Raw genomic sequence first — 22,566 nt, 5'->3', positions numbered from 1 at the left:
CCCGTACCGATCCCGGAAGACCCCGTGACAGATACCGTTCAGGCCCACCCGCGCCGCTGGTGGGGGCTCACCGTCCTCTGCTTCGCCATCGCGATCCTGGCCATCGACACCACCGTGCTCAACTTCGCCGTGCCGGCGATCTCCGCGGACCTCGATCCGTCCGCGACGCAGCTGCTGTGGATCATCGACGTCTACGCCTTCGTGCTCGCCGCGCTCCTCATCACGATGGGGACGCTCGGGGACCGCGTCGGGCGCCGGAAGGTGCTGCTCATCGGGGCGGGACTGTTCGGTGCGGCCTCGGTGCTCGCCGCCACCGCTCAGACACCCGAATGGTTGATCGTCGGGAGGGCGCTGCAGGGAGCTGCCGGGGCGACGCTCATGCCGTCGACGCTGTCGCTCATCCGGGCGATGTTCACCGACGCCCGGGAACGGGCGCGGGCCGTGTCGGTGTGGGTGTCGGTGTACGCCGTGGGTGCCGCCGTCGGCCCGGTTCTGGGCGGCTATCTGCTCGGGCACTTCCACTGGGGTTCCGTGTTCCTCATCAACGTGCCGCTCGTCGCGGTGATCATCATCGGGGGACTGGTGACACTCCCGGCGTCCGCGGGCAAGAGCGGAGCGGCATTCGACGGTCCCGGTGCCGTGCTGAGCATCCTCGCGCTGTTCACCCTCGTCTACGTGGTGAAGGTCGTGCCCGTCGAAGGGATCGACGTCTGGGTCATCGCGTGCGCGGTGGTGTGCGTCGTCTCCGCCCGCCTGCTCGTCCGGCACCTCCGGACCACGGGGACACCGCTGATCGACGTCGAACTCCTGCGCAACCGCGTCTACGCGACGGTCGTCGTCATCAACGGGGTGTCGATGTTCCTCTACATCGGTGTGCTGTTCTACCTCTCCCAGTACCTGCAGACCGTGCTCGGATACACCCCGCTCGCCGCAGGCCTGCTCATGTTCCCGGGGCTCATCGCCTCGGTCGTCGCGACGCTGATCACCGGCCGGCTCATGGTACGGATCCCGCCCCGCCCGCTGCTCGTCGCCGCGCTGATCCTCGCCGCCGTGGCGAGCGTCATCTTCGCCGCCGACGCCCTGGGCATGGGGGAGCACCTCGGTGGGTCGGGCCCGTGGCTCGCCATCGGATTCACGGTCCTCGGCGTCGGCTGCGGCATGATCGACCCCGTCAGCAACGACTACATCCTCACCGCCGCGCCCCCGAGGCGCACCGGTGCCGCGGCCTCACTGTCCGAGACCGGTTACGAGCTCGGCGGGGCGTTCGGTACCGCGGTGCTCGGCGCGACGGTGATGGGTGTGTTCGGCCACCGGCTGGCCGCGACGACCGATCTCCCCGAGGGAGCCGGAGATTCCCTCGTGCGCGCCCATCAGCTGGCCGGCGGGGACGCCGACCTCGTCGCCGCGGCGGACCTGGCGTTCCGGCACGGGGTCGTCGCCGCCAGCGTCGTGGCTGCGCTCGTGGCGCTCCTGACCGTTCTCGTGGCGAACCGGACCCTGCGTACCCGGGACTGAGCCGCGCACGGGGCACGGCTCAGTCCCGGGGTGGTGCGGTCACCGTCGGATCAGCGCGAAGCCCCAGGGATCCAGTGTCGTGCTGTCCGCACCGACCTCAGGGTCCGTGAACGAGTAGATCAGCTCGCCGCCGAAACCGACCTCGACCGGTCGGTCGGAGTAGTTGCCGACGAACACGACGTCTCCCCGGTCCACCGCCACCCACCGCTCACCGTGGGTGACGTCGATGTCGTACAGCCACGGGCGCGCGAGACGCTGCTCCCGGCGCAACCGGAGCAGTGTGCGGTAGGCGTCGAGGATGTCCCGCTGCCCGTCTGTGAAGTCCCAGTCCAGCTTCGAGGCCTCGAACGTGGCGGGATCGGAGGGCTCCGGGATCTCCTGCTCGTCCCAGCCCCAGCGGGTGAACTCCCGCTTCCGGCCCTCACCGGTGAGCCGGTTCAGCTCCTCGTCGGTGTGGGAGCAGAAGAACGCGAACGGGGTCGTCGCACCGAACTCCTCACCCATGAACAGCATCGGGGTGTACGGCGAGGTGAGGATCGTCGCCGCCTTGAGCACCTGCTGGGCGGGGGAGAGGTGCATGCTCGGGCGGTCGCCGGTCGCCCGGTTGCCCACCTGGTCGTGCGTGGTGGTGTAGGTGACGAAGCTGCTGGCCGGCGTGAATTCCCGGTTCACGGGGCGACCGTGCCGCTTGCCGCGGAACGTCGACATCGTCCCGTCGTGGAGGAACACCTCCCGCAGTGTCTTCGCAAGGACCTCCGTGGTGCCGAAGTCCGCGTAGTAGGCGTGCCGTTCCCCGGAGACGAGGGTGTGCAGCGCGTGGTGGATGTCATCGTCCCACTGGCCGGCGATACCGTAGCCGCCGGCCCGGCGGGCGGCGACCAGACGGGGGTCGTTCTGGTCCGACTCCGCGATGAGGCTGCGCGGGATCCCCGTCGCGGCGGAGACCTCGGTGGCCATGATCTGCAGCTCCTCCAGCAGGTGCAGCGCACCGGGATCGTGGTAGGCCTGCACCGCGTCGAGGCGCAGCCCGTCGACGTGGAAGTCCTCGAACCAGGCGCGCGCGGCATCGATGATGTACCGGCGCACCTCGTTGCTGTCGGGGCCGTTGAGGTTGACCACATCCCCCCAGCCGGTGGAGCCACCGGCGGTGTAGGGGCCGAAGAAACCGTTGTAGTTCCCGTCGGGTCCGAAGTGGTTGTAGACGACGTCGAGGATGACGGCGACACCGCGGGCGTGGGCGGCGTCGACGAGTTTCCGCAGTCCCTCGGGGCCTCCGTATCCGGCGTGCACCGCGTGCCAGAGCACCCCGTCGTAGCCCCAGTTGCGGTTCCCGCCGAAGGGCTGCACCGGCATGAGCTCGATGGTGGTCACACCCAGGCCGACGAGGTGGTCGAGCCGGTCGACGACACCGGCGAAGTCGCCGGAGGGGGAGAAGGTGCCCACGTGGAGTTCGTAGATGACCTGCCCGGGGAGGTCGCGGCCGGTCCAGGCGTCATCGGACCAGTGGTACCCGTCGTCCGGGACCCGGGACAGTCCGTGGATTCCGTCCGGCTGCTCCACGGAACGCGGATCCGGCCACGGACCCACCCACTGCCCCTCCTTCAGCACCCGGTACCCGTAGCGCATACCGGGCTCCGGGGTCAGGGGCTCGTCCGTTGCCCACCAACCGTCGTCGGTGTGCCGCATGGTGTGTGTGGTGTCATCGACGATGAGCTGGAGGTCGTCGGCGTGGGGTGCCCAGACTGAGAAATTTCGCATGCACCCAAGGCTAGGCGAGGACGCGGCTTCCGGCACAATGGTGTGCATGTACCGCCTTCCCGCGCCCGACGTGGTCACCACGACAGAACTGGAGATCAAGCGCTCCAGGTTCATCACCCTGGTCACCAGGGCGGCGGACGAGGAGCAGGCCCGCAGCTTCATCGCCGAGGTCCGGGGCAGATACCCCGACGCCCGCCACCACTGCAGCGCCTACATCCACCACGTCGACGGCGCGAACCCGGTCGAACGGTCCAGTGACGACGGGGAACCGTCGGGCACCGCCGGCGCCCCGATGCTGGAGGTGCTGCGGGGCTCGGGGCTGCTCGATGTCGCGGTGGTCGTCGTCCGCTATTTCGGCGGTGTGAAGCTGGGCACCGGCGGTCTGGTGCGCGCGTACTCGGACGCCGTCTCCGGGGCGCTGAGCCGGGTCCCGGTGGTGACCCGGGCGCGACGCGAGTTGTACGCGGTCACCGTCGGGCACGCCGACGCGGGCCGACTGGAGTCGGAGCTGCGCAACCGGGGGGTCGATGTGACGGGCACCGACTACGGGGCCAGGGCCACGATCCACGTCGCGGTGGAGCCCGGCGGCGGTGCCGGTCTGACCGGGACCCTGGCGTCCGTGACGCAGGGGACCGTGGAGCCGGAGCGGCTGGGCACGGAGTGGATCGAACTCCCCTGATCGGCCCGTCCCGATAGACTTGTTCCCCATGAGCATCGAAAAATTCCCCAGGAATCCGATTGAGCAGCGGAAGCACGCGGTCCGCAGGCACGCCCGGGCGGGTGTGATCTGCGTCGGCGGTGGTGTCGTCGGTGGTGCCGTGCTGGCGCTCGTCGCATGGAGCTGGTTCTGGTTGATCCTGGGGCTCGTCGTCGCGGTCGCCGGTGGCTTCTACAACTGGCGGCGTATCCAGGCCATCACGGGCCACCGGGACGACTGATGACGGTGACCGGCGACGCACGCTCCGTTGAGGAGACCGGTCCGGTCCGCGTCGATGCGTGGGTCTGGGCCGTCCGACTGCTGAAGACCCGCCAGGCCGCCGGTCAGGCGTGCAAGGCGGGCCATGTGAAGGTCAACGGTGGGGCGGTCAAGCCCGCCCAGCAGATCGTGCCCGGAGACCGTGTCCGGGTGTGGGTGAACCACCGGCTGCACGAGGTGGAGGTGACGCGGACGATCCGGAAACGGGTCGGTGCCGCCGTCGCCCGCACCTGCTACATCGACCATTCCCCGCCGCCGCCACCGAAGGAGGTGCTCGCGTCGGTGCCGCGGCGGGATCGCGGGGCGGGGCGTCCCACCAAACGCGAACGGCGGGAGACGGACCGGTTACTCGGTCGGGCTCCCTGACCGCCTCACGTCGCAGCTCACATGCTGGAGCCCGCGGGCGGGAAGTTGACCCCGAATCCGCGGAAGAAGTCCGCGACGGAGAGCGCCCAGACGTGGACGGCGTCGGCGAGGTCGGGGAAGATCTGGATGGAACTCATGGTATTCATCAACTCCTGGTATCCGATGCCGCAGGGGGCCTGCGGTGTCGTCGTGGCAGCGGGTGCCGGTGTCAGCCGACGATGTGGTCGGCTTCCATAACCTTAAGCCGTTGTCTGAGTCGAGCGGCCCGGCTCGCCGCGCGGGTACCCGTCTTTTTCGTCCTCTCGATGTGCTCCCCGCCGAAACGGCGCAGGAGCAGGTCGTCGATGATCCGGACCTGGCCGGGGGTGAACCGGTACCGCATGGACCGCTGGACCGCGTCGATGTCGGCGTCATCGAGCAGGCGTTTGAGCTCCCCGACGGTGGTGATGCCGTTGGCCGCGAGGATCTCCTCCAACCATACGTAGTACTCGGACTTGGAGCGGGGGAACCGGTTTCCGACGAGGACCGCGAGGACGCCGGGGAGCGTCTCGGCGGACAACTCGACGTCGCCGGTCTCCGCCGGGGCGTCCCCCTGTATCGAGGCGATCAGGTCGAACTGCTGGTCGGCGAGCTCGATCAGCCCCGCGGTCAGTGTGAACGCCCGGTCGACCCTGGGGTCGAGGGGGACGCCGCCGCCCTTGTACCGGATGTCGTGCTCGAACTCCGCCCAGGCGTGCTGCAGCACGGTCCGGACCTGCACCTCGAAGCGCAGCCCCGAATAGGCGGCGAGCTCGGCCGCCGCGTCGCTGGTTCCCTCGACCCCGACGACCAGGTGATGGGAGCCGTACCCGAAGGATCCGGACACCCGGGTCTCCGCGGTCTTGTCCACCGAACGGTGGACGGTGAACGCCTCCCGGAGCACGCTGATCACCTGAGGGATCTCCATGGAGTGGTAGACGGTGACCCGGACGCCGAGGATGTCGTGGATGTCCTCCCACGGGTCGGGGTAGACGGGGTTACCGGACCCGTCGGTCTTGTAGGCCTTCGCCTTCAGTGAACGCCACTCCTTGACCCGCACGGACACCCGGTCGTAGGTGACGCCGGCTTCCGCGAGCAGTTCCTCGATGACGTCGCGGAACTCGTTCGCGACCCGTGGGTGGGCACGCACCCATTCGGCGTACCGCTGGCCCAGTACGGAGATCCGTCTGTTCTTCTCGGCCATCAGCGCTCCTCGTCGACCCTGACGAGCAGCGCCGCGGGGAGGAGGGCGAACAGATCGGCGGCCTCCTGGACCCCGGAGAACGTCCTTCCGGTCAGTCGTTCCGTCCAGGTTCCCTCCGGCAGGGTCACCGTCGTGTGCTGCCAGCCCCCCTCGGCGGCCAGACGGAGGGGCCGGCGGACCGCGAGGGCGATGACGTGGACGTCGCGCTCCTCCGGGCCGCGGGCGATACCGACGACGTGTGATTCAGCGGGGCCCACCGCGAAGACGGCCTGGTAGTCGCCGCCGACGAAGGAGGCCGGCTCGTCCCGCCGGACACCGAGCGCCGCGTGGACGACTGCCTGCTTCGCCATGTCCGCACGCACCCGCAGGTGCGGGTACGTGTCCTCGGCCTCCTCCGGGGTGAGCTCGAGATCGGCGCCGCCCGCGTGGGCGGGGACCGCCACGCCGGCGGCGATCGCCGACTCGCAGACCGCGGCGACCGGGCTCGGGGCCGCCGACAACAGCTCGAGGGTCTGGTTGCGGGCCGTGTAGTCGACGAAACGCCGGTTGTCCGGGTCGACCAGGGAATCGTCGACGAACTCGGTGCCCTGGTAGACGTCCGGGACACCCGGGCCGATCAGGTGCAGGAGCTTCCGTCCGAGCGTGATCTGCACGGCGGCTGCGGCGACGGGGCCGACGTACGCAGCGATCCGGTCGGTCGCGGGGCCGGAGCAGAGCGCGTCGATCCAGTCGGAGACGGACTTCTCGAAGCCCTCGTCGACGTCGGTCCAGGTCGTGTGCACACCGGCCTCACGGACCGCTTTGGTGGCGTAGGCGTGGAAGCGGTCCCGGACGGAATCGGTCATCTGACCGTCGGCGGGCCACACACCGATGAGGTTCTGCAGCAGGAAGTGCCCGGTGGCGCCGTCCGGGGGAGGTGTGATGGCCGTGACCTCGCGGACCATCTCGGCGAAGTCACCCGGGATGTCGGTGACCTCGATGATCCGGGCCCGGACGTCCTCGCTGCGCTTGGTGTCGTGGGTGGACAGGGTCGTCATCGTCCGGGGCCACAGCACGCTGCGTTCCTGCTGGAGCAGGTGGAACTCGGCGGGGCCGACGCCGAACCGGCCCGGCGCTCCACCCACCTCCTGGAGGGCGACCAGGCGGCAAGCCCGGTAGAACGTCGTGTCCTCGACGCCCTTGGCCATCACGGCACCACAGACCTGGGCGAAACGGACGGCCGCCTCACCGTCGGCGAGCAGCCCCGCCGTGATGAGGTCGAGTGCGTCCCGCCTCGACGGGAAGCGGCGCGTCATCTCCGCGACGACCGTGGCGGTGACGCGGGACAGTGAGATGTAGTCGGCCCGGTAGACGGGCATCGCGGCGACGAGTTCGACGATCGTGTCCGTCAACATCCGCTCACTGACCCCGTCACCGGCGGTGGAGAAGTTGTCCCGGCGCACTGCCCGTGCAAGTCGGCGTACCTCGGCGGCGAGCTCGTCGGCCGCGACGGACCGCTTCAGCGCCTGCTCGGTGGCGGTGACGGCGGCATCGTCCCAGGCGGAGCCCGACTGCTGCATCGCGAGCATGGACAGGGTGTCCTCCGCATCGCGGGAGATGAACACGCCGTCCAGTTCGCGGAGCGCGTCGTATCCGGTCGTGCCGTCGACCGCGAGGCGCGGATCGAGGGGCTCGTCCACACCGAGGATCTTCTCGACGACGAGCCACCGGTCGTCTCCGATGAGGGCACGGAGCCGACCGAGATAGGAGAAGGGGTCCGACAGTCCGTCCGGATGATCGACCCGGACCCCGTCGATGAGGTCCTCGGCGATCAGCCGCGACAGCACCCGGTGGGTGTGCTCGAACACCACCGGGTCCTCCTGCCTGATACCGGCCAGCCCGTTGACGGAGAAGAAACGCCGGTAGCCGATGATGCCGGACTTCCAGTACATCAGCCGGTAGCTCTGGGCGTCGTGGACGGCCACCGGGTCGCCGGCGTCCTGGGTTCCGGGGCGGACGGGGAAGACGTTGTCGTAGTAGCGGAGTACGGGTTCACCGTCGATCTCGTCGAGGGTGAGCTTGTCCTCGTCGCCCTCCGCGCCGAGGACCGGGAGACCGAGTTTGCCGCCCGCGCCGTTGTCGTCGTGCCAGTCGATGTCGAAGTAGCTCTCGTACTCACTGTCCCGGCCGAGTTTCAGCACATCCCACCACCACGGGTTCTGACGCGGGTCGTCGACACCGAGGTGATTCGGGACGATGTCGATGATGATGCCGAGGCCGTGTCCGCGGGCGGTCTCCGCGAGACTCCGCAGCCCGGCGATGCCCCCGAAGGCCGGATTTACCTCGGTGGGGTCGATCACGTCATAGGAGTGGGCCGAGTCCGCCGGTGCGGTGAGGATGGGGGAGAGGTAGAGGTGGCTGACGCCCAGTTCCGCCAGGTAGGGGACGACCGCCTCGGCCTCGGCGAAGCCGAACGCCCTGCCTGAGGGATCGGCCTCGGGTCCACGCAGCTGCAGACGGTAGGTGGCGGTGATGGGACGGCGGGTCATGATTCTCCTGGGTTGGTCATCGGGGTGGGCGGCGGGCCCGTGCGTCCACCACTGTAGCCCGCGCGGCGGGCGGAACACGTGCGGCGGGAGTGTCGCGGTCGGGCAGGGGGCGGGGGACAGTGCGGAGGTCAGCGGTCAACCGGACCCGGTGCGGTGTCCGCGACGGGGAAACCTCCCACCCAGCGGACGGGATCGGGGCAGATCGCGTCGAGTCCGGCTCCCCGGAACCGGTTTTCTACCCAGGCCAGCAGGCCGTCGTCGGCACGGGTTCCCGCGTACAACTCGCCCACACGCGGTGCGAACCACACGGGCCGGCGACCGAGAATCGTGGAGAGGTGGGCGTCGATCGTGGTGAAGGTGTCCGGGTGGGCCAGCCAGTCGGTCGCGGCCGACCCGGGGACCGCGACCTGGAGCACATCGTCCGGGTACCGGGGCACCGTACGGTTGCGGATGTACACCCGGAAGCCGTCACCCGTACGCGCGGAGTCCAGGGCCCCGGCCGCCGCCGCGTCCCAGGCGGTCGCGGCGGGGACCCCGGAGCGCCGCAGATCCTCCTCCGTGAGAAAGCGGTCCCCGGAACAGAGCCCGGCCGCGAACCCCGTCGACAGGGCGATTCCCACGGGACCGGTGGGGTGGAACCGGGAGACCGGGACGGGCAGCAGCCGCAGGCACCAGGGCAGCCGCGGTGAAACGCGGCAGCTCGCGCGGTGCGAACCGGTGGTGGCACTCATGTCTCTCCGACCCGGCCGCCCGTCGATCCGGTTCCGTGAGCCTCAGAACGGCGGCTGGAGATCTTCTTCCGCGTCAGGGTCGAGCCCCAGGGTGGTGAAGAGCTGCCCGGCGGACCAGAGCGAGATGTCCTGGCCCCTGGCGATGAGTTCCTCCGCGCGCTTCTGCTTGGAGGTCGGTTTACCCCACTCGCCGCAGACGAGGATGGTCGTCTTCTTCGTCACGTTCTTGCCGATGGTAGCCCCCGCGTCGGCGAGCTCGTGCCAGAGCCGTCCCTTGTCGAAGGGCTCGAAATCGCCCGACAGGGTCACGTTCTGCCCGAAGAGCAGACCATCGGGATCGGCGTCGGGGTTCGGATCCGGGACGGTGTCGGGTACGGCGACCTTGGCCCAGGGGACGGTTCGGGGGGACTTCCTCCTCCCGCCACCGGCGCCGGGCGGGGCGGTGCGGGGCGGGGCCTCGGGGACCGTGTCCAGTACCGGCCACACCCGTTCACCGTCGATCCGACCGAGATCGAGGCCCGCCCCGGCGAGCACCTCATCGACGGTGTGCCGGTTGGTGGCGTCCCCGTTGAGGAGGACGAACATCCTGGCCGTGGCCTCCGCCGCGGCCGCCGGTGAGTCGGGTACGGGAAGGCCCAGGCTCCGGCACAGTCCGGTCAGCGAGTGGTCGGTGTCGTCGGGCCGCTCCCGGCGGGCCAGTGCGAGTGTGCAGGCGAGGGAATGGGGCGGCAGAGCGGCGGATCCCGAGGCACGCAGGACCCGGGAGAGGACGGTGACCTGGCGGTAGACGTTGTGCGCGACCAGGATCTCGCCGTCATCACCGAGATGGTCGAGGAGTGCGCCGACCGCGGTCTGCCCGGTTCCGTCGTCACCGGGGAACTCCCGGGAGGCGCCGTCGACGACGACTCCGTCCCGGACCCGTGCGACACCGATGGCGGAGACCGTGTCCCAGCCGGTGTCGTGGTCGACGTGGAGGGCGGTGAAATCGAGACCGGGGATCTCGACGTCCGATGCACCACCATCACGGGCCGCCGCCAGCGCATCGACGAGCTGCTGCAGTTCAGCCGTCTGGTTCGGGCTGAACACGATCTCCGTGCCCGGCCCCTCCAGGATCACCCGGCCGCAGGTGACGGGATCACCGGGCACGGGCGTGACCCCCGTGATCGAGTCCAACGGGATCTCGGGGCCGGGGCCCCGGAGCGCCGTCAACAGTGGATCGTTGTGCACCGTCACCTTGCGGGGAGTGACGGTGACCGTGCTGCCGTGGGCTGCGATCACGTCGGGTTCACCTCTCGATGCTGGCGTCGTGCCGGTTCAGGTCGGGCTCACACCCGGATCAGATGTAGTCCCCGGTCCGGTCGCGGTAGTCGTCTTCGGTGGCACCGGTGCGCAGGGGACCGGCGGCCGGGGTCTTCGACTCCGGCATTTCGTCGTCCGTCCCGTGGACGCAACCCGGGGCGCTGCGGTCGTTGCCGGGCTCCTCGTCCGGTTCCTCCGCCGGGGGCTCCATCTGCTTGAGGATCATCGTCGAGCGGGCGGGGACGGTGATCTTCCCTCCGGCCTCGATGACCTCCTCCTCCAGCGGGTACCCGGTCTCCTCGACCGTGTCGACGATCAGACGCCAGCGCACGCCGAAGCGCTTCCCGGGGAGCGTGAACTCCAACGGTTCGTGGTACGCGTTGAAGCACATGATGAAGGAGTCGTCGGTGATCCGCTCCCCGCGTTCACCGGGCTCCGCGATGGCGTCGCCGTTGAGGTAGACCATCAGGGATTTGCCGAAGGTGAAGTCCCAGTCGGCCTGGGTCATCAGCTTGCCGGAGGGAACGAGCCAGGCGATGTCGCGCTGGCGGACGTCATCGTCACCCAGCGGTCCACCCGCGAGGAAACGACGCCGCCGGAACACGGGGTGGTTCGCCCGGATCCGCAGGAGTCGGCGGGTGAAGTTCACCAGCGTCTTGTTGTCCTCCGCCTGGTCCCAGTCGATCCAGGACAGTTCGGAGTCCTGGCAGTAGACGTTGTTGTTCCCCTCCTGGGTGCGGCCCATCTCGTCGCCGTGGGCGATCATCGGGGTGCCCTGGCTCAGCAGGAGTGTGGTGAGGAAGTTCCGGCGCTGCTGTGCGCGGAGCTGCCTGACCTCCGGATCGGAGCTCGGGCCCTCCACACCGCAGTTCCAGGACCGGTTGTGGCTCTCGCCGTCGCGGCCGTCCTCACCGTTGGCGTCGTTGTGCTTCTCGTTGTAGCTGACCAGGTCGTTGAGGGTGAAGCCGTCGTGGGCTGTGACGAAGTTGATGGACGCCGTGGGGCGGCGGCCGTTGTTCGCGTAGAGGTCCGAGGAACCGGTCAGCCGCGAAGCGAACTCGCCGAGGGTCGCGGGTTCGCCGCGCCAGAAGTCACGCACGGTGTCCCGGTACTTGCCGTTCCATTCGGTCCACAGCGGCGGGAAGTTGCCCACCTGGTAGCCACCCTCGCCGATGTCCCACGGCTCGGCGATGAGTTTGACCTGGCTGACCACCGGATCCTGCTGGACGAGATCGAAGAACGCGGACAGCCGGTCCACGTCGTGGAGCTCGCGCGCGAGGGTCGAGGCGAGGTCGAAGCGGAAACCGTCGACGTGCATCTCGGTCACCCAGTAGCGGAGGGAGTCCATGATCAGCTGCAGGGTGTGCGGGTGCCGGACATTCAGGCTGTTGCCCGTGCCCGTGTAGTCCATGTAGTGCCGCTTGTCGTCCTCGACGAGTCGGTAGTAGGCGGCGTTGTCGATTCCGCGGAACACGATGGTCGGTCCCATGTGGTTGCCCTCGGCGGTGTGGTTGTAGACCACGTCGAGGATGACCTCGATACCCGCGTCGTGGAACGCCCGGACCATTCCCTTGAACTCGCTGACGGCCCCACCCGGCTTCGTTGCCGCCGCGTAATCCTGGTGCGGCGCGAGGAAACCGAACGTGTTGTATCCCCAGTAGTTCCGCAGGCCGAGCTCGCGGAGCCGGTCGTCCTGGAGGAACTGGTGGACGGGCATCAGTTCGATGGCGGTCACACCGAGATCCTGCAGGTACTCGATGATGGACGGGTGCGCGAGCCCCGCGTACGTGCCGCGGAGGTTCTCCGGGACATCCGGGTGCGTCATCGTCATTCCCTTGACGTGGGCCTCGTAGATGACGGTCTCGTGGTACGGGGTCTTCGGGGCCCGGTCGTTGGCCCAGTCGAAGAAGGGGTTGATGACCACGGAAGTCATCGTGTGACCGAGGGAATCCTCTGTGTTGCGCTTGGTGAGGTCCTCGGGATCGTTGATGTCGTAGGAGAACAGGGAGGGGTGGCCGTCGAACTCCCCGTCGAAGGCCTTGGCGTAGGGATCGACGAGCAGCTTGTTGGGGTCACACCTGTGGCCGTTGTCGGGATCGTAGGGGCCGTAGACCCGGTAGCCGTAGCGCTGGCCGGGCTGGATCCCGGGGAGGTAGCAGTGCCAGGTGTGGGCGTCCACCTCCTCGATCGGGATTCGGGTCTCGTTGTTGTCCTCGTCGAGCAGGCAGAGCTCGACCTTTTCCGCGACGTCGGAGAAGAGGGCGAAATTGGTGCCGGCTCCGTCGTACGTGGAGCCGAGCGGGTAGGCGTCGCCGGGCCAAACCTCGTGGGCGTCTGCGGTGGAACTAGTCATGGTGAGCAATCATATATCCCGCGGGGCGCCAAGTCCCTTCAGCACGAGCGCCACACCCCGCCGGAACGTGGTTTCGCCGGTCGTGGTGGACGTCCCGGAAGAATCCGCGCCCTCCGCGATCCTGAGGGCCGCGACCGACTGCTCGTGGAGTGTCTCCCCCATGATGAAGTGCAGCAGTGTCACGGCGCCGGCCTCCCTGTGCACCGCGCTCAACTCACTTCCAGCGTCGAGAGCTGCGGAAATAGTGGCCGTGAGCCGGTTCCGGAGGTCGGGGTCAGACAGAGCCGCTGAGACGATCTCCGCTCCGTCGCGGTGGTCGAGGAGCGCGTTCCGGAGGCGGCTGCACATCGCGACGGTGGCCTCCGTCCATGTGGCGCCGGCGACAGTCGCGGCATCGTCGAGGACCGGAGCACAGATGGCCCGTCCGATGGCCGCGATGAGTGCCTGCTTGCTGGGGAAGTGCCAGTAGAGGGCGCCCGGGGCGACCCCGAGCTGCCGTGCCACACGGCGCATGGTCATGTCCGCCAACCCGTACGTGTCTGCGATATCGAGGCTGGCGGTGATGATGGACTCGCGGGTCAGTTGCACACCGTCACGATAGCTCGGCCCGGCGTCACCGGAGGTGTTTCCGGTGCAGATCGGGCCGGTGGTGGATCGGGAGGGCGCGGTGCAGTAGATTTGCGGACCATGGAGTTCGTGCCGTGATGGCGCACATCCGACGCCGGTCGGGGATTGCCCCGGTTTATTGCCCAAGTTTAAGGAAAAACAACGGGGAATCTGGGATGCGGTTGTTAGTGTTGGAGCGCCAGGCCACATGAAACTTCAGATCAGGGCGCGGTCGCCGCGCTGTCCGAATAAACTAGTCAGGAGTACCCCGTGCCGAGTCTCAGTCTCGCGAAGAAGACCATTGCAGCAGCCGCACTGATCGCCCCGCTCTCCATGAGCGTGGTGTCGTGCAGCTCCAACGGAGATGACGCGGCCGATGCCACGTCAACCACCTCCACGTCCGCGTCGACCTCGACGTTGACCTCGACCGAGACCTCCACTTCGACCACGAGCAGCACCACGACGACCGCATCGGGGGAGACCTTGATGTCCGAGACGACCTCTGCGCCGGCCCCCGCGCCGGTACCGGATCAGGAGGCTGCGGCTGCGGTGGCGGCGGCCGCAGCCAATCTCCCGTCCCCGAAGCCGGCGTCCCCGGTTCAGGGTGGCCGTCCGGCGACCCCTGAAGAGGCCCGGGCCATCGAGGATCTGGCACGTCGGGTCGCGTGGGCGCCGACCCTGAGGGGTTACCTGGGGGGCATCCTCGACAACACCTGCAATTCGGTGCTCCAGGCCAACGGTGGTCGCGAGGCGTACGACCTCAACCAGATCCCCGATGTCCCGATGGACATGATCCCCGAACTGCAGGGGCGCAGGGCCGAGGTGCAGAGTGTGACCGACATCATGGTCGAGGGTAACACCGCCTCCGCCACGGTGACCGCCAACGCGGGCAACGAGGTCGAGACCGGTACGATGCGGTTCCTCAAGGAGGACGGCGTCTGGAAGCTCTGCGACTGATCGGAGTCCGTCACCGGCGCAGGGTGACGGTGGCGACAGGCGGAACCGAAAACCCCCGCCCGGGAACCCCGATAGGGGTTCGGGCGGGGGTTTCGGCATTTCTGCAGCTCTCGTGCAGCTCCCCCCCGGATCGGGTTAGCCGGTCGTTTACGTCCCCCATTTTTTGAACAGCGTTCAACTGAGTCGGTATCGTGGTTTTCCAATGACCACCAGCACGACCTTTAGGGTACCCGGGACAAGAGCCCGGAGCCCCATCCCCGGGAGGACCGACAAATGACCAACGCAACCATCGACAGTGATGTGTCAGAGCGAGCGCAGGACGACATTCTCGCGTTTGCCCGGAAGAAGGTCCTCGAAGGCGGGGTCGGGCTGGACAAGGAGGAGACCCTCGCCGTACTGAATCTGCCGGACGACCGCCTCCCGGAACTTCTCGAGCTGGCGCACGAGGTCCGTCTGAAGTGGTGCGGCGAAGAGGTGGAGATGGAGGGGATCATCTCCCTGAAGACCGGCGGGTGTCCCGAGGACTGCCACTTCTGCTCGCAGTCCGGTCTCTTCGAGTCGCCCGTCCGTTCCGCGTGGCTGGACATTCCCGCACTCGTCGAGGCCGCGAAGCAGACCCAGAAGACCGGAGCGACGGAGTTCTGCATCGTCGCCGCCGTCAAGGGGCCCGATGAGCGCCTCCTGTCCCAGCTCGAGCAGGCCGTCGCGGCGATCAAGTCCGAGGTCGACATCGAGGTGGCGGCGTCCGTGGGCATCCTGACCCAGGACCAGGTCGACCGCCTGGCCGCCGCCGGCGTGCACCGCTACAACCACAACCTCGAGACCGCCCGTTCCTACTTTCCCCAGGTCGTCACGACCCACTCGTGGGAGACCCGCCGGGACACGCTCCGGATGGTCAAGGAGGCGGGCATGGAGGTGTGCTGCGGCGGCATCCTCGGCATGGGGGAGTCTCTCGAACAGCGGGCCGAGTTCGCCCAGGATCTGGCGGTGCTCGATCCGACTGAGGTGCCGATGAACTTCCTCGACCCGCGCCCCGGGACGCCATTCGCCGACTACGAGGTCATGCCCGCCCAGGACGCGCTCCGCGCGATCGGCGCCTTCCGTCTCGCGCTGCCGAAGACGATCCTCCGCTTCGCCGGTGGCAGGGAGCTCACACTCGGCGACCTGGGCGCTGAGCAGGGGCTCCTCGGCGGCATCAACGCGATCATCGTCGGCAACTACCTCACCACCCTCGGACGGCCCCAGGAGCAGGATCTCGAGATGATGGGTAAGCTGCGACTGCCCATCAAGGCGCTCAACTCCACCTGCTAGAGAATCCGGAGACCTGGACCCATGGCCCGCATCGCGGACAACACCGACCTCCTCGAGGCACTGATCACGGGGGCGGCCCCCGTGTACCACCCGAACACCGGCCAGTGCCTGGCCGACGGGGAGACGGTCCGGTTGTCCCCCTCGGCGCGTGCCGGGTTGGAGGCGCCCCGCTACTGCCAGCTCTGCGGTCGCAGGATGGTGGTGCAGATCCGGCCCGACGGATGGGACGCCTCGTGCTCCCGGCACGGACGGGTCGACTCCGCCTACCTCGGCCGGCGCTGACCGTTCGCCGGTACTCCCCGGCACTAGGTGACGGCGGGTTCTCCGCGTAGATTGGACGTCCATGAACCATCCTGACCACGCAGACGGGCATCCGGACGCGCCAGAGACCGTCGACGTGCACGCCGGTGACGGCCCGGGAGATTCGCCGTCGGCCGGCGTGACACCGGTTCGACGGCTGCTGCCCAGGGTCAGGCGGTCCACGGGATCCTATGCCGGGATCCTCGCGCTCTCACTCATTCTGGCCCTGGTCGCGGGCGTTCTCTCCGGGCTGTTCCGACCCGTCTACATGGGGAGGGTCATGGAGGACGCCGCCGTGGTGACGGTCGCGCCCGGGTCCCAGGAGTTCGACACGTGGCTGGGGATGATCACCGGAAGCTCGATCCTCGGGATCGTCGTCGCGTTGATCGCGTTCTTCCGCGCTCCCGAACTCCTCGGGCCGAGGATGCTCGCGTGGGTGACGTTCTGCTCGCTCATCGGTGCATTCACCATCGTCGGCATCAGTGATGCCGTGGCACATCTCGTGCATCCGGTGCCCGCCGAGGATGCGCTGCAGATCAGCCAGGACTACGCCTTCATCCCCCAGGTGACGCTCCACTGGGGTGTGGTCATCGCTCCGTACCTCGCGCTGCTGACCTACTGGTCCGCGGCGGTCCTGGTCCGGCCGGACCGCACCCCGGTCTACGACGACGCCGACCGCCCGCCGTCAATTCCGGGCAGTGCCTAGCGGGGCCGGGACAGTGCCCCCGGATCACGGTGACCGCCTCCACGACGCCCGTGATCCCGCATCCGATCGCCGCCTCGAGTTGTGCGTCGGTCGCCCCGACCGCGACTGGGAACACCGCCACCGCGCAGACGACCACACGGTCCCGGGCGCCGTCCGATCCGTCGTCCACGAGTGCCGCCCGGGCGTTGACGGTCTGACAGCGGCGGTCGAACGCGGCACACGCCGTCGAAGCCTCCCCGAACACCCCGGTGGCGGGGCCCTCCACGGGGACCTCCCACCGGGAGATGACGATGAGATCGCCTCCGGCGACTCCCGCGGCATCGGTGGTCACGGTGATCTGGACCTCGACCTCGTCGACCGTCAGGGTGAGGGCCCGGAACCTGGGGTGGGGTTCCGCGTCCCCGCGGATCCGTTCCAGGATGATCCGGAGGCGGTACATGTCGAGTGGTTCCGGTATCCCGGGTTCCACCGGGTGCGATCCCGGCCGGAGGATGACGGTCCCCGGCACCGGCCGCGTGGCCTCCACCGCATCGGTGCGCAGCAGTTCCGGGGGATTGATCCTGGGACCGGCCAGGGACGGGATCTCGTCGATGAGTGCGAGGCACCCCGTGATCACGAGGATGAGGGATCTCTCCAGGAACGTACGCAACTGATCGTCGGAGATCCCCGCGTCGACGCACAGGGACGCGTGGAACCGGACGCTGAGGGTCCCGTCCGCCGCAACCGACGGGTAGAAGCACACCGGCAGGGAACGCTGCTCACCCAGCGCGAGGGCGTCCTGCAGGACGGGCAGGTGACCCACTCCGGTCCGCCCCCGGAGCCGTCCCCGGAACACGAGGTGCAGTCCACCGTTGTCGCGGATCACGAGGAACTCACCGCGGACGCTCGGCCAGGCGACCATGATCCGGTCCGCGGCCGTCGAGTACCGCACCCCGAACTCCTCCAGTGCGGCCTCGACCATGTCGAAGGTCAGGGGCCGGGTCGAGCGGCGGCCGGAACGCCGGCGGCGGCGCAGCATCCGGAGTGGTGCCGGTCCGGACACCCGGAGGAGAGTCAGCCTCAGTCCACGGTTGAGTTCGCCGGTAGGTGGAGCCCCGGGGAACAGACCGGAAGGGTCATCCGGGACACGACCGGTGGGGTCCCGTCCGTGGTCGGTGGAGGGCACCGGGTCACTCATCGGGCCATTCCACCACCGACACCCCGGTGACATCCTCGCTGATGGATCCGACCGCGATCAGGACGCGACGGAGCCCGAGGGAGAGCGTGTGCCGGAGCTGGGTGGGGGTCAGTCCGGCGGCCGTCGGGACCGACATCTCCACGCGGACCTGGAGACCGTCGTCGTCGGTGTGACAGTAGGCCTTGGTCAGCGCGGACTTCTCGTTCCAGGTGTTGCAGCAGAGGAAGATCCGCATGAAGTCCCGCTCCGGATCGAGGTTCGGGTCCCACAGACCGCGGAGAATGAGTGACGGGCCGTTGTCCAGGTGGAGCCCGATGAGAACACTGTTGACCGTCGTCGCGAGCCAGTTCTCCCCTCTGTGCATCCCGTGGATGCCGAGGTCCTTCAACGTCGCCTCCAGCCGGGCCAGATCCACCGGGGACGGTGGATCCGGGTCCGGGACACCGGTGTCCCCGTTGGCGTTGGAGTTGACCCCGTCGCTGATGTCGCGGTCCTCGTCCGGATCATCCGGTTCAGTCACGGTGGGTGTCCCCTCGTCCGGGTCATGGTTGCTGTCCTCCGGGTCCGTCTGGAGCCGGAGCGGTCCGTGCAGGGCGTCCGCGTCGAGGCCGTCGCCGTGGCCCTCCGTCGACTCAGTGGGCTTCAACTGCGGAAACTCGGTGAGTACACGGTCGGCGGCCAGCTCCGTCGCCTGCATCGCGGACCGGATGAAGGTGCGCAGTTGCTCGCCGGTGGCCCCCGCCCCGATGGGCAGCGCGGTACGGAAGTGGACCGAGACCGCCCCGTCGTCGGTGATCTCCAGCATCGCGGTCGGATTGATCCGCTCCGCGTTCCAGGTCGTGATGGCGTGTGCCAGGGCGTTGATGTCCGAGAGATCGAGGGTTCCGCGCAGTTGCCCCTCCGCGATGAGCACCGGGGCGTCGATCCGGCCGATGTAGACGAGCACCCTGTGAGTCTCCCAGGGCAGCAGCAGTCGCCGGGTGCCGGACAGGAAGCGGTAGTCACACGCGCTGACGGCCGCAGACACGTCAGCGAGGCTGACTCTCGTGGGGCCCGTGTGTCCCCCGGTGCGGTCGCCCATGATCTGCTTCCCTCCTCACCGTGTGGCCTTCGAACCTCTCCCGAACCTCTCCGCCAATATACGCGGTGGCCGGGGGTCACGCCCCGGTCCGGTGCACCCGTGACATCCGCGGAACCGGAGCCGAATACAATGGCGCAGACAGGACCGCCGTTTCCCGGTGTCGTACCGGGGGCCGGGGACCGCCACCACCAACGCAGACACATGAACGGGATGATGCAGGAAATGCCCATGCTCACGCTCACCGACCTCACCGGCCAGACTCCGACCGGTAGTCATCTGCGGCGCACCCTGCCCAGAGGGGGCACGGACGTCGACTCCGTCCTCGACGTCGTCGCGCTGCTGGTCGCGGATGTCCGTGACAACGGTGCCACCGCGGCGCTCGCCTACGGGCGGAAGTTCGACGGGGTGACCCCGGACAGCGTCCGGGTGCCGGATGACGTCATCCACGCAGCGGTGGACACCCTCGATCCGCAGGTCCGCGCCGCCCTGGAGGAGTCCATCGACCGGATCCGGAAGGTGCACCGGGCACAGGTCCCGGAGGGGCACACCGTCGAACTCGCCCCCGGGGGGACCGTCGAGGAGCGGTTCATCCCGGTCGAACGCGTCGGGCTCTACGTCCCCGGCGGGAACGCCGTCTACCCGTCCAGCGTTCTCATGAACGTGATCCCCGCGCAGGAGGCCGGCGTGGACACCCTCGTCGTCGCCTCGCCGCCCCAGGCGGCGCACGGAGGCTGGCCGCACCCCACCATCCTCGCGGCCTGTTCGCTGCTCGGCGTGGACGAGGTGTGGGCCGTCGGAGGGGCGCAGGCGGTCGCCCTGCTGGCCTACGGTGATGAGGAGACCGCAGCTCTCGCCCCGGTCGACATGATCACCGGCCCCGGAAACATCTTCGTCACCGCGGCCAAGCGACTGTGCCGCTCCGTCGTCGGCATCGACTCGGAGGCAGGGCCGACGGAGATCGCCATCCTCGCGGACAGGACCGCCGACCCGGTCCACCTGGCGTACGACCTGATCAGTCAGGCGGAACACGACGTCATGGCCGCCAGCGTCCTGGTCACCGACTCCCGGGAACTCGCCGAGGCGGTCGACCGTGAGGTCGCCGCGCGGTACGGGGTGACCCGCAACTCCGAGCGGGTCGCACAGGCGCTCACGGGGCCCCAGTCCGGCATCATCCTCGTCGACGACCTCGAGACCGGGATCCGCGTCGTCGACGCCTACGGTGCCGAGCACCTGGAGATCCACACCGAGAACGCCACGGCCGTCGCCCGGCGCGTCCGGAACGCCGGCGCCATCTTCGTCGGCCCGTATGCGCCGGTACCGCTCGGCGACTACTCCGCCGGCTCCAACCACGTCCTGCCGACCTCGGGCACCGCGCGCCACTCGTCCGGTCTGAACACCCGGACGTTCCTCAAGGCCGTCCACCTCATCGAGTACGACGAGACCGCCCTGAAGGGTGTCGCGGACACCGTCGTCGCACTGGCGGACGCCGAGGATCTGCCCGCCCACGGCGAGGCCATCCGCGCCCGCTTCGAGAACCTGCCCACCGACTCAACCACCGAGGACAACCGATGACTGACGCCCCCACTCCGCTGGCAGCGGACACGACCCTCGCGGATCTTCCCCTCCGGGAGGCCCTGCGCGGCGAACACGCCTACGGTGCGCCGCAGCTCGACGTCCCCGTCCGGCTGAACACCAACGAGAACCCGTACCCCCCGTCGGACGCCCTCGTCGAGGAACTCGTGGACACGGTGCGCCAGCTCGCCGTGGACCTGAACAGGTACCCCGAACGCGACTGTGTCGAACTGCGGGACCAGCTCGCCGCGTACATCTCGGAGCAGACCGGGGTCGCCGTCACGCGGGAGAACCTCTGGGCTGCCAACGGCTCCAACGAGGTACTCCAGCAGCTGCTCCAGGCCTTCGGCGGCCCGGGCCGAACGGCCCTGGGATTCGTCCCCAGCTACTCCATGCACCCCATCCTCTCCACGAGTACGCACACCGAGTTCCTCCGCTGCGCACGGGGCTCCGACTTCAGCATCGACATGGACCTGGCTCTGGCCGAGATCGAGCGGCTCCGGCCGGATGTTGTCTTCGTGACCACCCCGAACAACCCCACGGGGGATGTGACCTCCCTCGACGACATCCGCCGGATCGTCGGGGCCGCGCCGGGCATCGTCATCATCGACGAGGCTTACGCCGAGTTCAACGACGGACCCTCCGCCGTGGAGCTCATCGAGGAGTTCCCCGCGCGACTCGTGGTGTCGCGGACGATGAGCAAGGCCTTCGACTTCGCCGGTGGCAGACTCGGTTACTTCGTCGCGGCCCCCGCATTCATCGACGCGGTCATGCTCGTGCGCCTGCCGTACCACCTGTCGACGCTGTCGCAGGCCGCGGCGATCGTGGCACTGAAGCACTCCCGGGACACCCTGGCGACGGTCGCCCGGATCGCCGCGGAGCGCGAGCGCGTCGTCGCGGCCCTGGAGGAACTGGGATACGACGTCGTGCCCAGCAGGTCGAACTTCATCTTCTTCGGGCATTTCGACGACGCGGCGGCCGTCTGGCGCCGCTTCCTCGACGCCGGTGTACTCATCCGGGACGTGGGTGTGCCGCACCGGTTGCGCGCCACGGTCGGTCTCGACGAGGAGAACGATGCCTTCATCGCGGCGGCCCGGGACATCGCGGCCGCAGCCGGTATCACCCCCGGTGGCGCGTCCACCACGTAGAACCATCCCAGCACCCGCCACCGAGTCACGAGGAACGAGACGACAAGTCATGGCTGACCTGAATCACACCATCAGCAACGAATCCGAGGGCACCGACGCAAGCCGTCGGGCCCGCGTGGAACGCGCCACCCGCGAGTCGACCATCGCGGTGGAGATCGACCTGGACGGCACCGGAAACTGCGAGATCAGCACCGGGCTGCCGTTCTTCGACCACATGCTCACCGCGTTCGGCACGCACGGCAGCTTCGACCTCACCGTCCACGCCTCGGGGGACACCGACGTCGATGCGCACCACACCGTCGAGGACACCGCGATCGTGCTGGGAGGGGCGATCCGGGAGGCGCTGGGGGACAAGTCCGGCATCCGCCGCTTCGGGTCGTGCCAGCTGCCGATGGACGAGACGCTGTGCGAGGCGATCGTGGACGTCTCGGGCCGTCCCTACTTCGTCATGGACGGCGAACCGGACCAGATGATCACCGCCGTGATCGGCGGCCACTACGCCACCGTCATCAACCGGCACTTCTTCGAGTCGCTCGCCTTCAACGCGCAGATCGCCCTCCACGTGCGGTGCCACTACGGGCGCGACCCGCACCACATCACCGAGGCCGAGTACAAGGCCGTGGCGCGGGCACTGAGAGCTGCGACGGAACCGGATCCCCGGGTCTCGGGAATCCCATCCACCAAGGGGTCGCTGTAACCGATGCCGGACCTTGTTAGAGTGGCAGCCGGACAGCAGGACGGTTCCGCACACTGGTTCATCTACCTGCTGTTCCTCATCGCCGGCCTCCTGGTCGGCGGAACCTGGGCGGCTTACCAGGCCGAGAACCGGGTCATGACATTCATCGGCGCTCTGGCGGCGGCCGCGGCGTTCGCCGCAGCGCTGCTGTGGCTACTGGGAGAGGTGGGTTAGATAGGTGAAGACGTCGGCGCGGCTGCTGTCACGCGATGAACTCGAGAAGC

Annotated in this window: 21 protein-coding genes; 12 read left to right on the top strand and 9 right to left on the bottom strand. The window is 68.7% G+C overall.

Annotation, left to right across the window (positions count from 1 at the left end):
- Window positions 1–24 precede the first annotated feature (24 nt).
- Window positions 25–1,515 (top strand): MFS transporter, encoded by a 1,491-nt coding sequence (locus tag JIM95_RS02350; protein ID WP_200256906.1) that lies wholly within the window; start codon window positions 25–27, stop codon window positions 1,513–1,515.
- 39 nt (window positions 1,516–1,554) lie between these two features.
- Here JIM95_RS02350 and treZ read toward each other — a convergent pair whose 3' ends face one another.
- Window positions 1,555–3,273, bottom strand: a complete 1,719-nt coding sequence (treZ, locus tag JIM95_RS02345; RefSeq protein WP_234034453.1) for a malto-oligosyltrehalose trehalohydrolase — start codon at window positions 3,271–3,273, stop codon at window positions 1,555–1,557.
- 46 nt (window positions 3,274–3,319) lie between these two features.
- Here treZ and JIM95_RS02340 point away from each other — a divergent pair, with 46 nt between their 5' ends.
- Genes JIM95_RS02340 through JIM95_RS02330 form a run of 3 tightly spaced genes read left to right on the top strand, consistent with a single transcriptional unit; the run spans window position 3,320 to window position 4,615 of the window.
- Window positions 3,320–3,952 carry an IMPACT family protein gene (locus tag JIM95_RS02340; RefSeq protein WP_200256917.1) on the top strand — a complete coding sequence of 211 codons (633 nt, stop codon included), beginning with the start codon at window positions 3,320–3,322 and terminating at the stop codon, window positions 3,950–3,952.
- A 28-nt stretch (window positions 3,953–3,980) separates the two neighbouring features.
- Entirely contained in the window at window positions 3,981–4,211 is a 231-nt protein-coding gene (locus JIM95_RS02335) for a hypothetical protein (protein ID WP_200256919.1), read from the top strand.
- Window positions 4,212–4,216: 5 nt separating this feature from the next.
- Window positions 4,217–4,615, top strand: coding sequence for an RNA-binding S4 domain-containing protein (locus JIM95_RS02330; protein ID WP_248112698.1), 399 nt, complete (start codon window positions 4,217–4,219; stop codon window positions 4,613–4,615).
- Window positions 4,616–4,823: 208 nt separating this feature from the next.
- Here the strand turns inward: JIM95_RS02330 and JIM95_RS02325 are convergent, their stop codons facing one another.
- The 6 genes from JIM95_RS02325 to JIM95_RS02300 all read right to left on the bottom strand — a co-directional run bounded on the left by JIM95_RS02325 (window position 4,824) and on the right by JIM95_RS02300 (window position 13,336).
- On the bottom strand, window positions 4,824–5,837 hold the full coding sequence (locus JIM95_RS02325) for a GTP pyrophosphokinase (protein WP_200256923.1): 1,014 nt from the start codon (window positions 5,835–5,837) through the stop codon (window positions 4,824–4,826).
- Window positions 5,837–8,365: a malto-oligosyltrehalose synthase gene (treY, locus tag JIM95_RS02320; RefSeq protein WP_200256926.1), complete on the bottom strand. Its 2,529-nt coding sequence runs from the start codon at window positions 8,363–8,365 to the stop codon at window positions 5,837–5,839. Before treY ends, JIM95_RS02325 begins: the two co-directional genes overlap by 1 nt.
- Before the next feature lie 128 nt (window positions 8,366–8,493).
- Window positions 8,494–9,096: a hypothetical protein gene (locus JIM95_RS02315; protein ID WP_200256928.1), complete on the bottom strand. Its 603-nt coding sequence runs from the start codon at window positions 9,094–9,096 to the stop codon at window positions 8,494–8,496.
- Between the two features lie 42 nt (window positions 9,097–9,138).
- Window positions 9,139–10,374 carry a hypothetical protein gene (locus tag JIM95_RS02310; protein ID WP_200256930.1) on the bottom strand — a complete coding sequence of 412 codons (1,236 nt, stop codon included), beginning with the start codon at window positions 10,372–10,374 and terminating at the stop codon, window positions 9,139–9,141.
- A gap of 58 nt (window positions 10,375–10,432) precedes the next feature.
- Complete coding sequence (glgX, locus tag JIM95_RS02305; protein ID WP_200256932.1) at window positions 10,433–12,748, bottom strand: glycogen debranching protein GlgX; 2,316 nt, start codon at window positions 12,746–12,748, stop codon at window positions 10,433–10,435.
- A gap of 9 nt (window positions 12,749–12,757) precedes the next feature.
- Window positions 12,758–13,336, bottom strand: a complete 579-nt coding sequence (locus tag JIM95_RS02300) for a TetR family transcriptional regulator (protein WP_200256934.1) — start codon at window positions 13,334–13,336, stop codon at window positions 12,758–12,760.
- A gap of 288 nt (window positions 13,337–13,624) precedes the next feature.
- Between JIM95_RS02300 and JIM95_RS02295 the strand changes: the two genes are divergently transcribed.
- From JIM95_RS02295 to JIM95_RS02280, 4 genes are all read left to right on the top strand, one after another.
- On the top strand, window positions 13,625–14,311 hold the full coding sequence (locus JIM95_RS02295; protein WP_200256936.1) for a hypothetical protein: 687 nt from the start codon (window positions 13,625–13,627) through the stop codon (window positions 14,309–14,311).
- A gap of 273 nt (window positions 14,312–14,584) precedes the next feature.
- A complete protein-coding gene (gene bioB, locus JIM95_RS02290; protein WP_200256939.1) occupies window positions 14,585–15,622 on the top strand; it encodes a biotin synthase BioB in 1,038 nt (345 codons plus the stop codon).
- A 21-nt stretch (window positions 15,623–15,643) separates the two neighbouring features.
- Window positions 15,644–15,904, top strand: coding sequence for a biotin synthase auxiliary protein BsaP (gene bsaP, locus JIM95_RS02285; protein ID WP_200256940.1), 261 nt, complete (start codon window positions 15,644–15,646; stop codon window positions 15,902–15,904).
- Window positions 15,905–15,965: 61 nt separating this feature from the next.
- Window positions 15,966–16,628: a hypothetical protein gene (locus JIM95_RS02280; RefSeq protein ID WP_200256942.1), complete on the top strand. Its 663-nt coding sequence runs from the start codon at window positions 15,966–15,968 to the stop codon at window positions 16,626–16,628.
- Here the strand turns inward: JIM95_RS02280 and JIM95_RS02275 are convergent.
- Complete coding sequence (locus tag JIM95_RS02275; RefSeq protein ID WP_200256950.1) at window positions 16,510–17,805, bottom strand: type III secretion system chaperone family protein; 1,296 nt, start codon at window positions 17,803–17,805, stop codon at window positions 16,510–16,512. The genes JIM95_RS02280 and JIM95_RS02275 overlap by 119 nt on opposite strands.
- Window positions 17,798–18,886: a YbjN domain-containing protein gene (locus tag JIM95_RS02270; RefSeq protein ID WP_200256957.1), complete on the bottom strand. Its 1,089-nt coding sequence runs from the start codon at window positions 18,884–18,886 to the stop codon at window positions 17,798–17,800. The genes JIM95_RS02275 and JIM95_RS02270 overlap by 8 nt, the downstream gene beginning before the upstream one ends.
- 228 nt (window positions 18,887–19,114) lie before the next feature.
- Between JIM95_RS02270 and hisD the strand changes: the two genes are divergently transcribed.
- Genes hisD through JIM95_RS02250 form a run of 4 tightly spaced genes read left to right on the top strand, consistent with a single transcriptional unit; the run spans window position 19,115 to window position 22,516 of the window.
- The gene (gene hisD / locus JIM95_RS02265; protein ID WP_200256960.1) at window positions 19,115–20,458 is read left to right on the top strand and encodes a histidinol dehydrogenase; all 1,344 of its coding nucleotides are present in this window, start codon (window positions 19,115–19,117) and stop codon (window positions 20,456–20,458) included.
- Window positions 20,455–21,606: a histidinol-phosphate transaminase gene (locus tag JIM95_RS02260; protein WP_200256962.1), complete on the top strand. Its 1,152-nt coding sequence runs from the start codon at window positions 20,455–20,457 to the stop codon at window positions 21,604–21,606. Before hisD ends, JIM95_RS02260 begins: the two co-directional genes overlap by 4 nt.
- A gap of 49 nt (window positions 21,607–21,655) precedes the next feature.
- Window positions 21,656–22,303 (top strand): imidazoleglycerol-phosphate dehydratase HisB, encoded by a 648-nt coding sequence (gene hisB / locus JIM95_RS02255; protein WP_200256964.1) that lies wholly within the window; start codon window positions 21,656–21,658, stop codon window positions 22,301–22,303.
- A 21-nt stretch (window positions 22,304–22,324) separates the two neighbouring features.
- Window positions 22,325–22,516 carry a hypothetical protein gene (locus JIM95_RS02250; protein WP_234034514.1) on the top strand — a complete coding sequence of 64 codons (192 nt, stop codon included), beginning with the start codon at window positions 22,325–22,327 and terminating at the stop codon, window positions 22,514–22,516.
- Window positions 22,517–22,566 lie beyond the last annotated feature (50 nt).

Source organism: Corynebacterium antarcticum (assembly GCF_016595285.2).
Lineage (GTDB): Bacteria > Actinomycetota > Actinomycetes > Mycobacteriales > Mycobacteriaceae > Corynebacterium > Corynebacterium antarcticum.
This window is presented reverse-complemented; position numbering and strand designations above follow the sequence as displayed.

Bases quoted from the DNA above. Each gene is read 5' to 3' on its own strand.
- treZ (WP_234034453.1), bottom strand. From the start codon at position 3,273: ATGCGAAATTTCTCAGTCTGGGCACCCCACGCCGACGACCTCCAGCTC.
- JIM95_RS02340 (WP_200256917.1), top strand. From the start codon at position 3,320: ATGTACCGCCTTCCCGCGCCCGACGTGGTCACCACGACAGAACTGGAG.
- JIM95_RS02335 (WP_200256919.1), top strand. From the start codon at position 3,981: ATGAGCATCGAAAAATTCCCCAGGAATCCGATTGAGCAGCGGAAGCAC.
- JIM95_RS02325 (WP_200256923.1), bottom strand. From the start codon at position 5,837: ATGGCCGAGAAGAACAGACGGATCTCCGTACTGGGCCAGCGGTACGCC.
- treY (WP_200256926.1), bottom strand. From the start codon at position 8,365: ATGACCCGCCGTCCCATCACCGCCACCTACCGTCTGCAGCTGCGTGGA.
- JIM95_RS02315 (WP_200256928.1), bottom strand. From the start codon at position 9,096: ATGAGTGCCACCACCGGTTCGCACCGCGCGAGCTGCCGCGTTTCACCG.
- glgX (WP_200256932.1), bottom strand. From the start codon at position 12,748: ATGACTAGTTCCACCGCAGACGCCCACGAGGTTTGGCCCGGCGACGCC.
- bioB (WP_200256939.1), top strand. From the start codon at position 14,585: ATGACCAACGCAACCATCGACAGTGATGTGTCAGAGCGAGCGCAGGAC.
- bsaP (WP_200256940.1), top strand. From the start codon at position 15,644: ATGGCCCGCATCGCGGACAACACCGACCTCCTCGAGGCACTGATCACG.
- JIM95_RS02280 (WP_200256942.1), top strand. From the start codon at position 15,966: ATGAACCATCCTGACCACGCAGACGGGCATCCGGACGCGCCAGAGACC.
- JIM95_RS02275 (WP_200256950.1), bottom strand. From the start codon at position 17,805: ATGAGTGACCCGGTGCCCTCCACCGACCACGGACGGGACCCCACCGGT.
- JIM95_RS02270 (WP_200256957.1), bottom strand. From the start codon at position 18,886: ATGGGCGACCGCACCGGGGGACACACGGGCCCCACGAGAGTCAGCCTC.
- hisD (WP_200256960.1), top strand. From the start codon at position 19,115: ATGCTCACGCTCACCGACCTCACCGGCCAGACTCCGACCGGTAGTCAT.
- JIM95_RS02260 (WP_200256962.1), top strand. From the start codon at position 20,455: ATGACTGACGCCCCCACTCCGCTGGCAGCGGACACGACCCTCGCGGAT.
- hisB (WP_200256964.1), top strand. From the start codon at position 21,656: ATGGCTGACCTGAATCACACCATCAGCAACGAATCCGAGGGCACCGAC.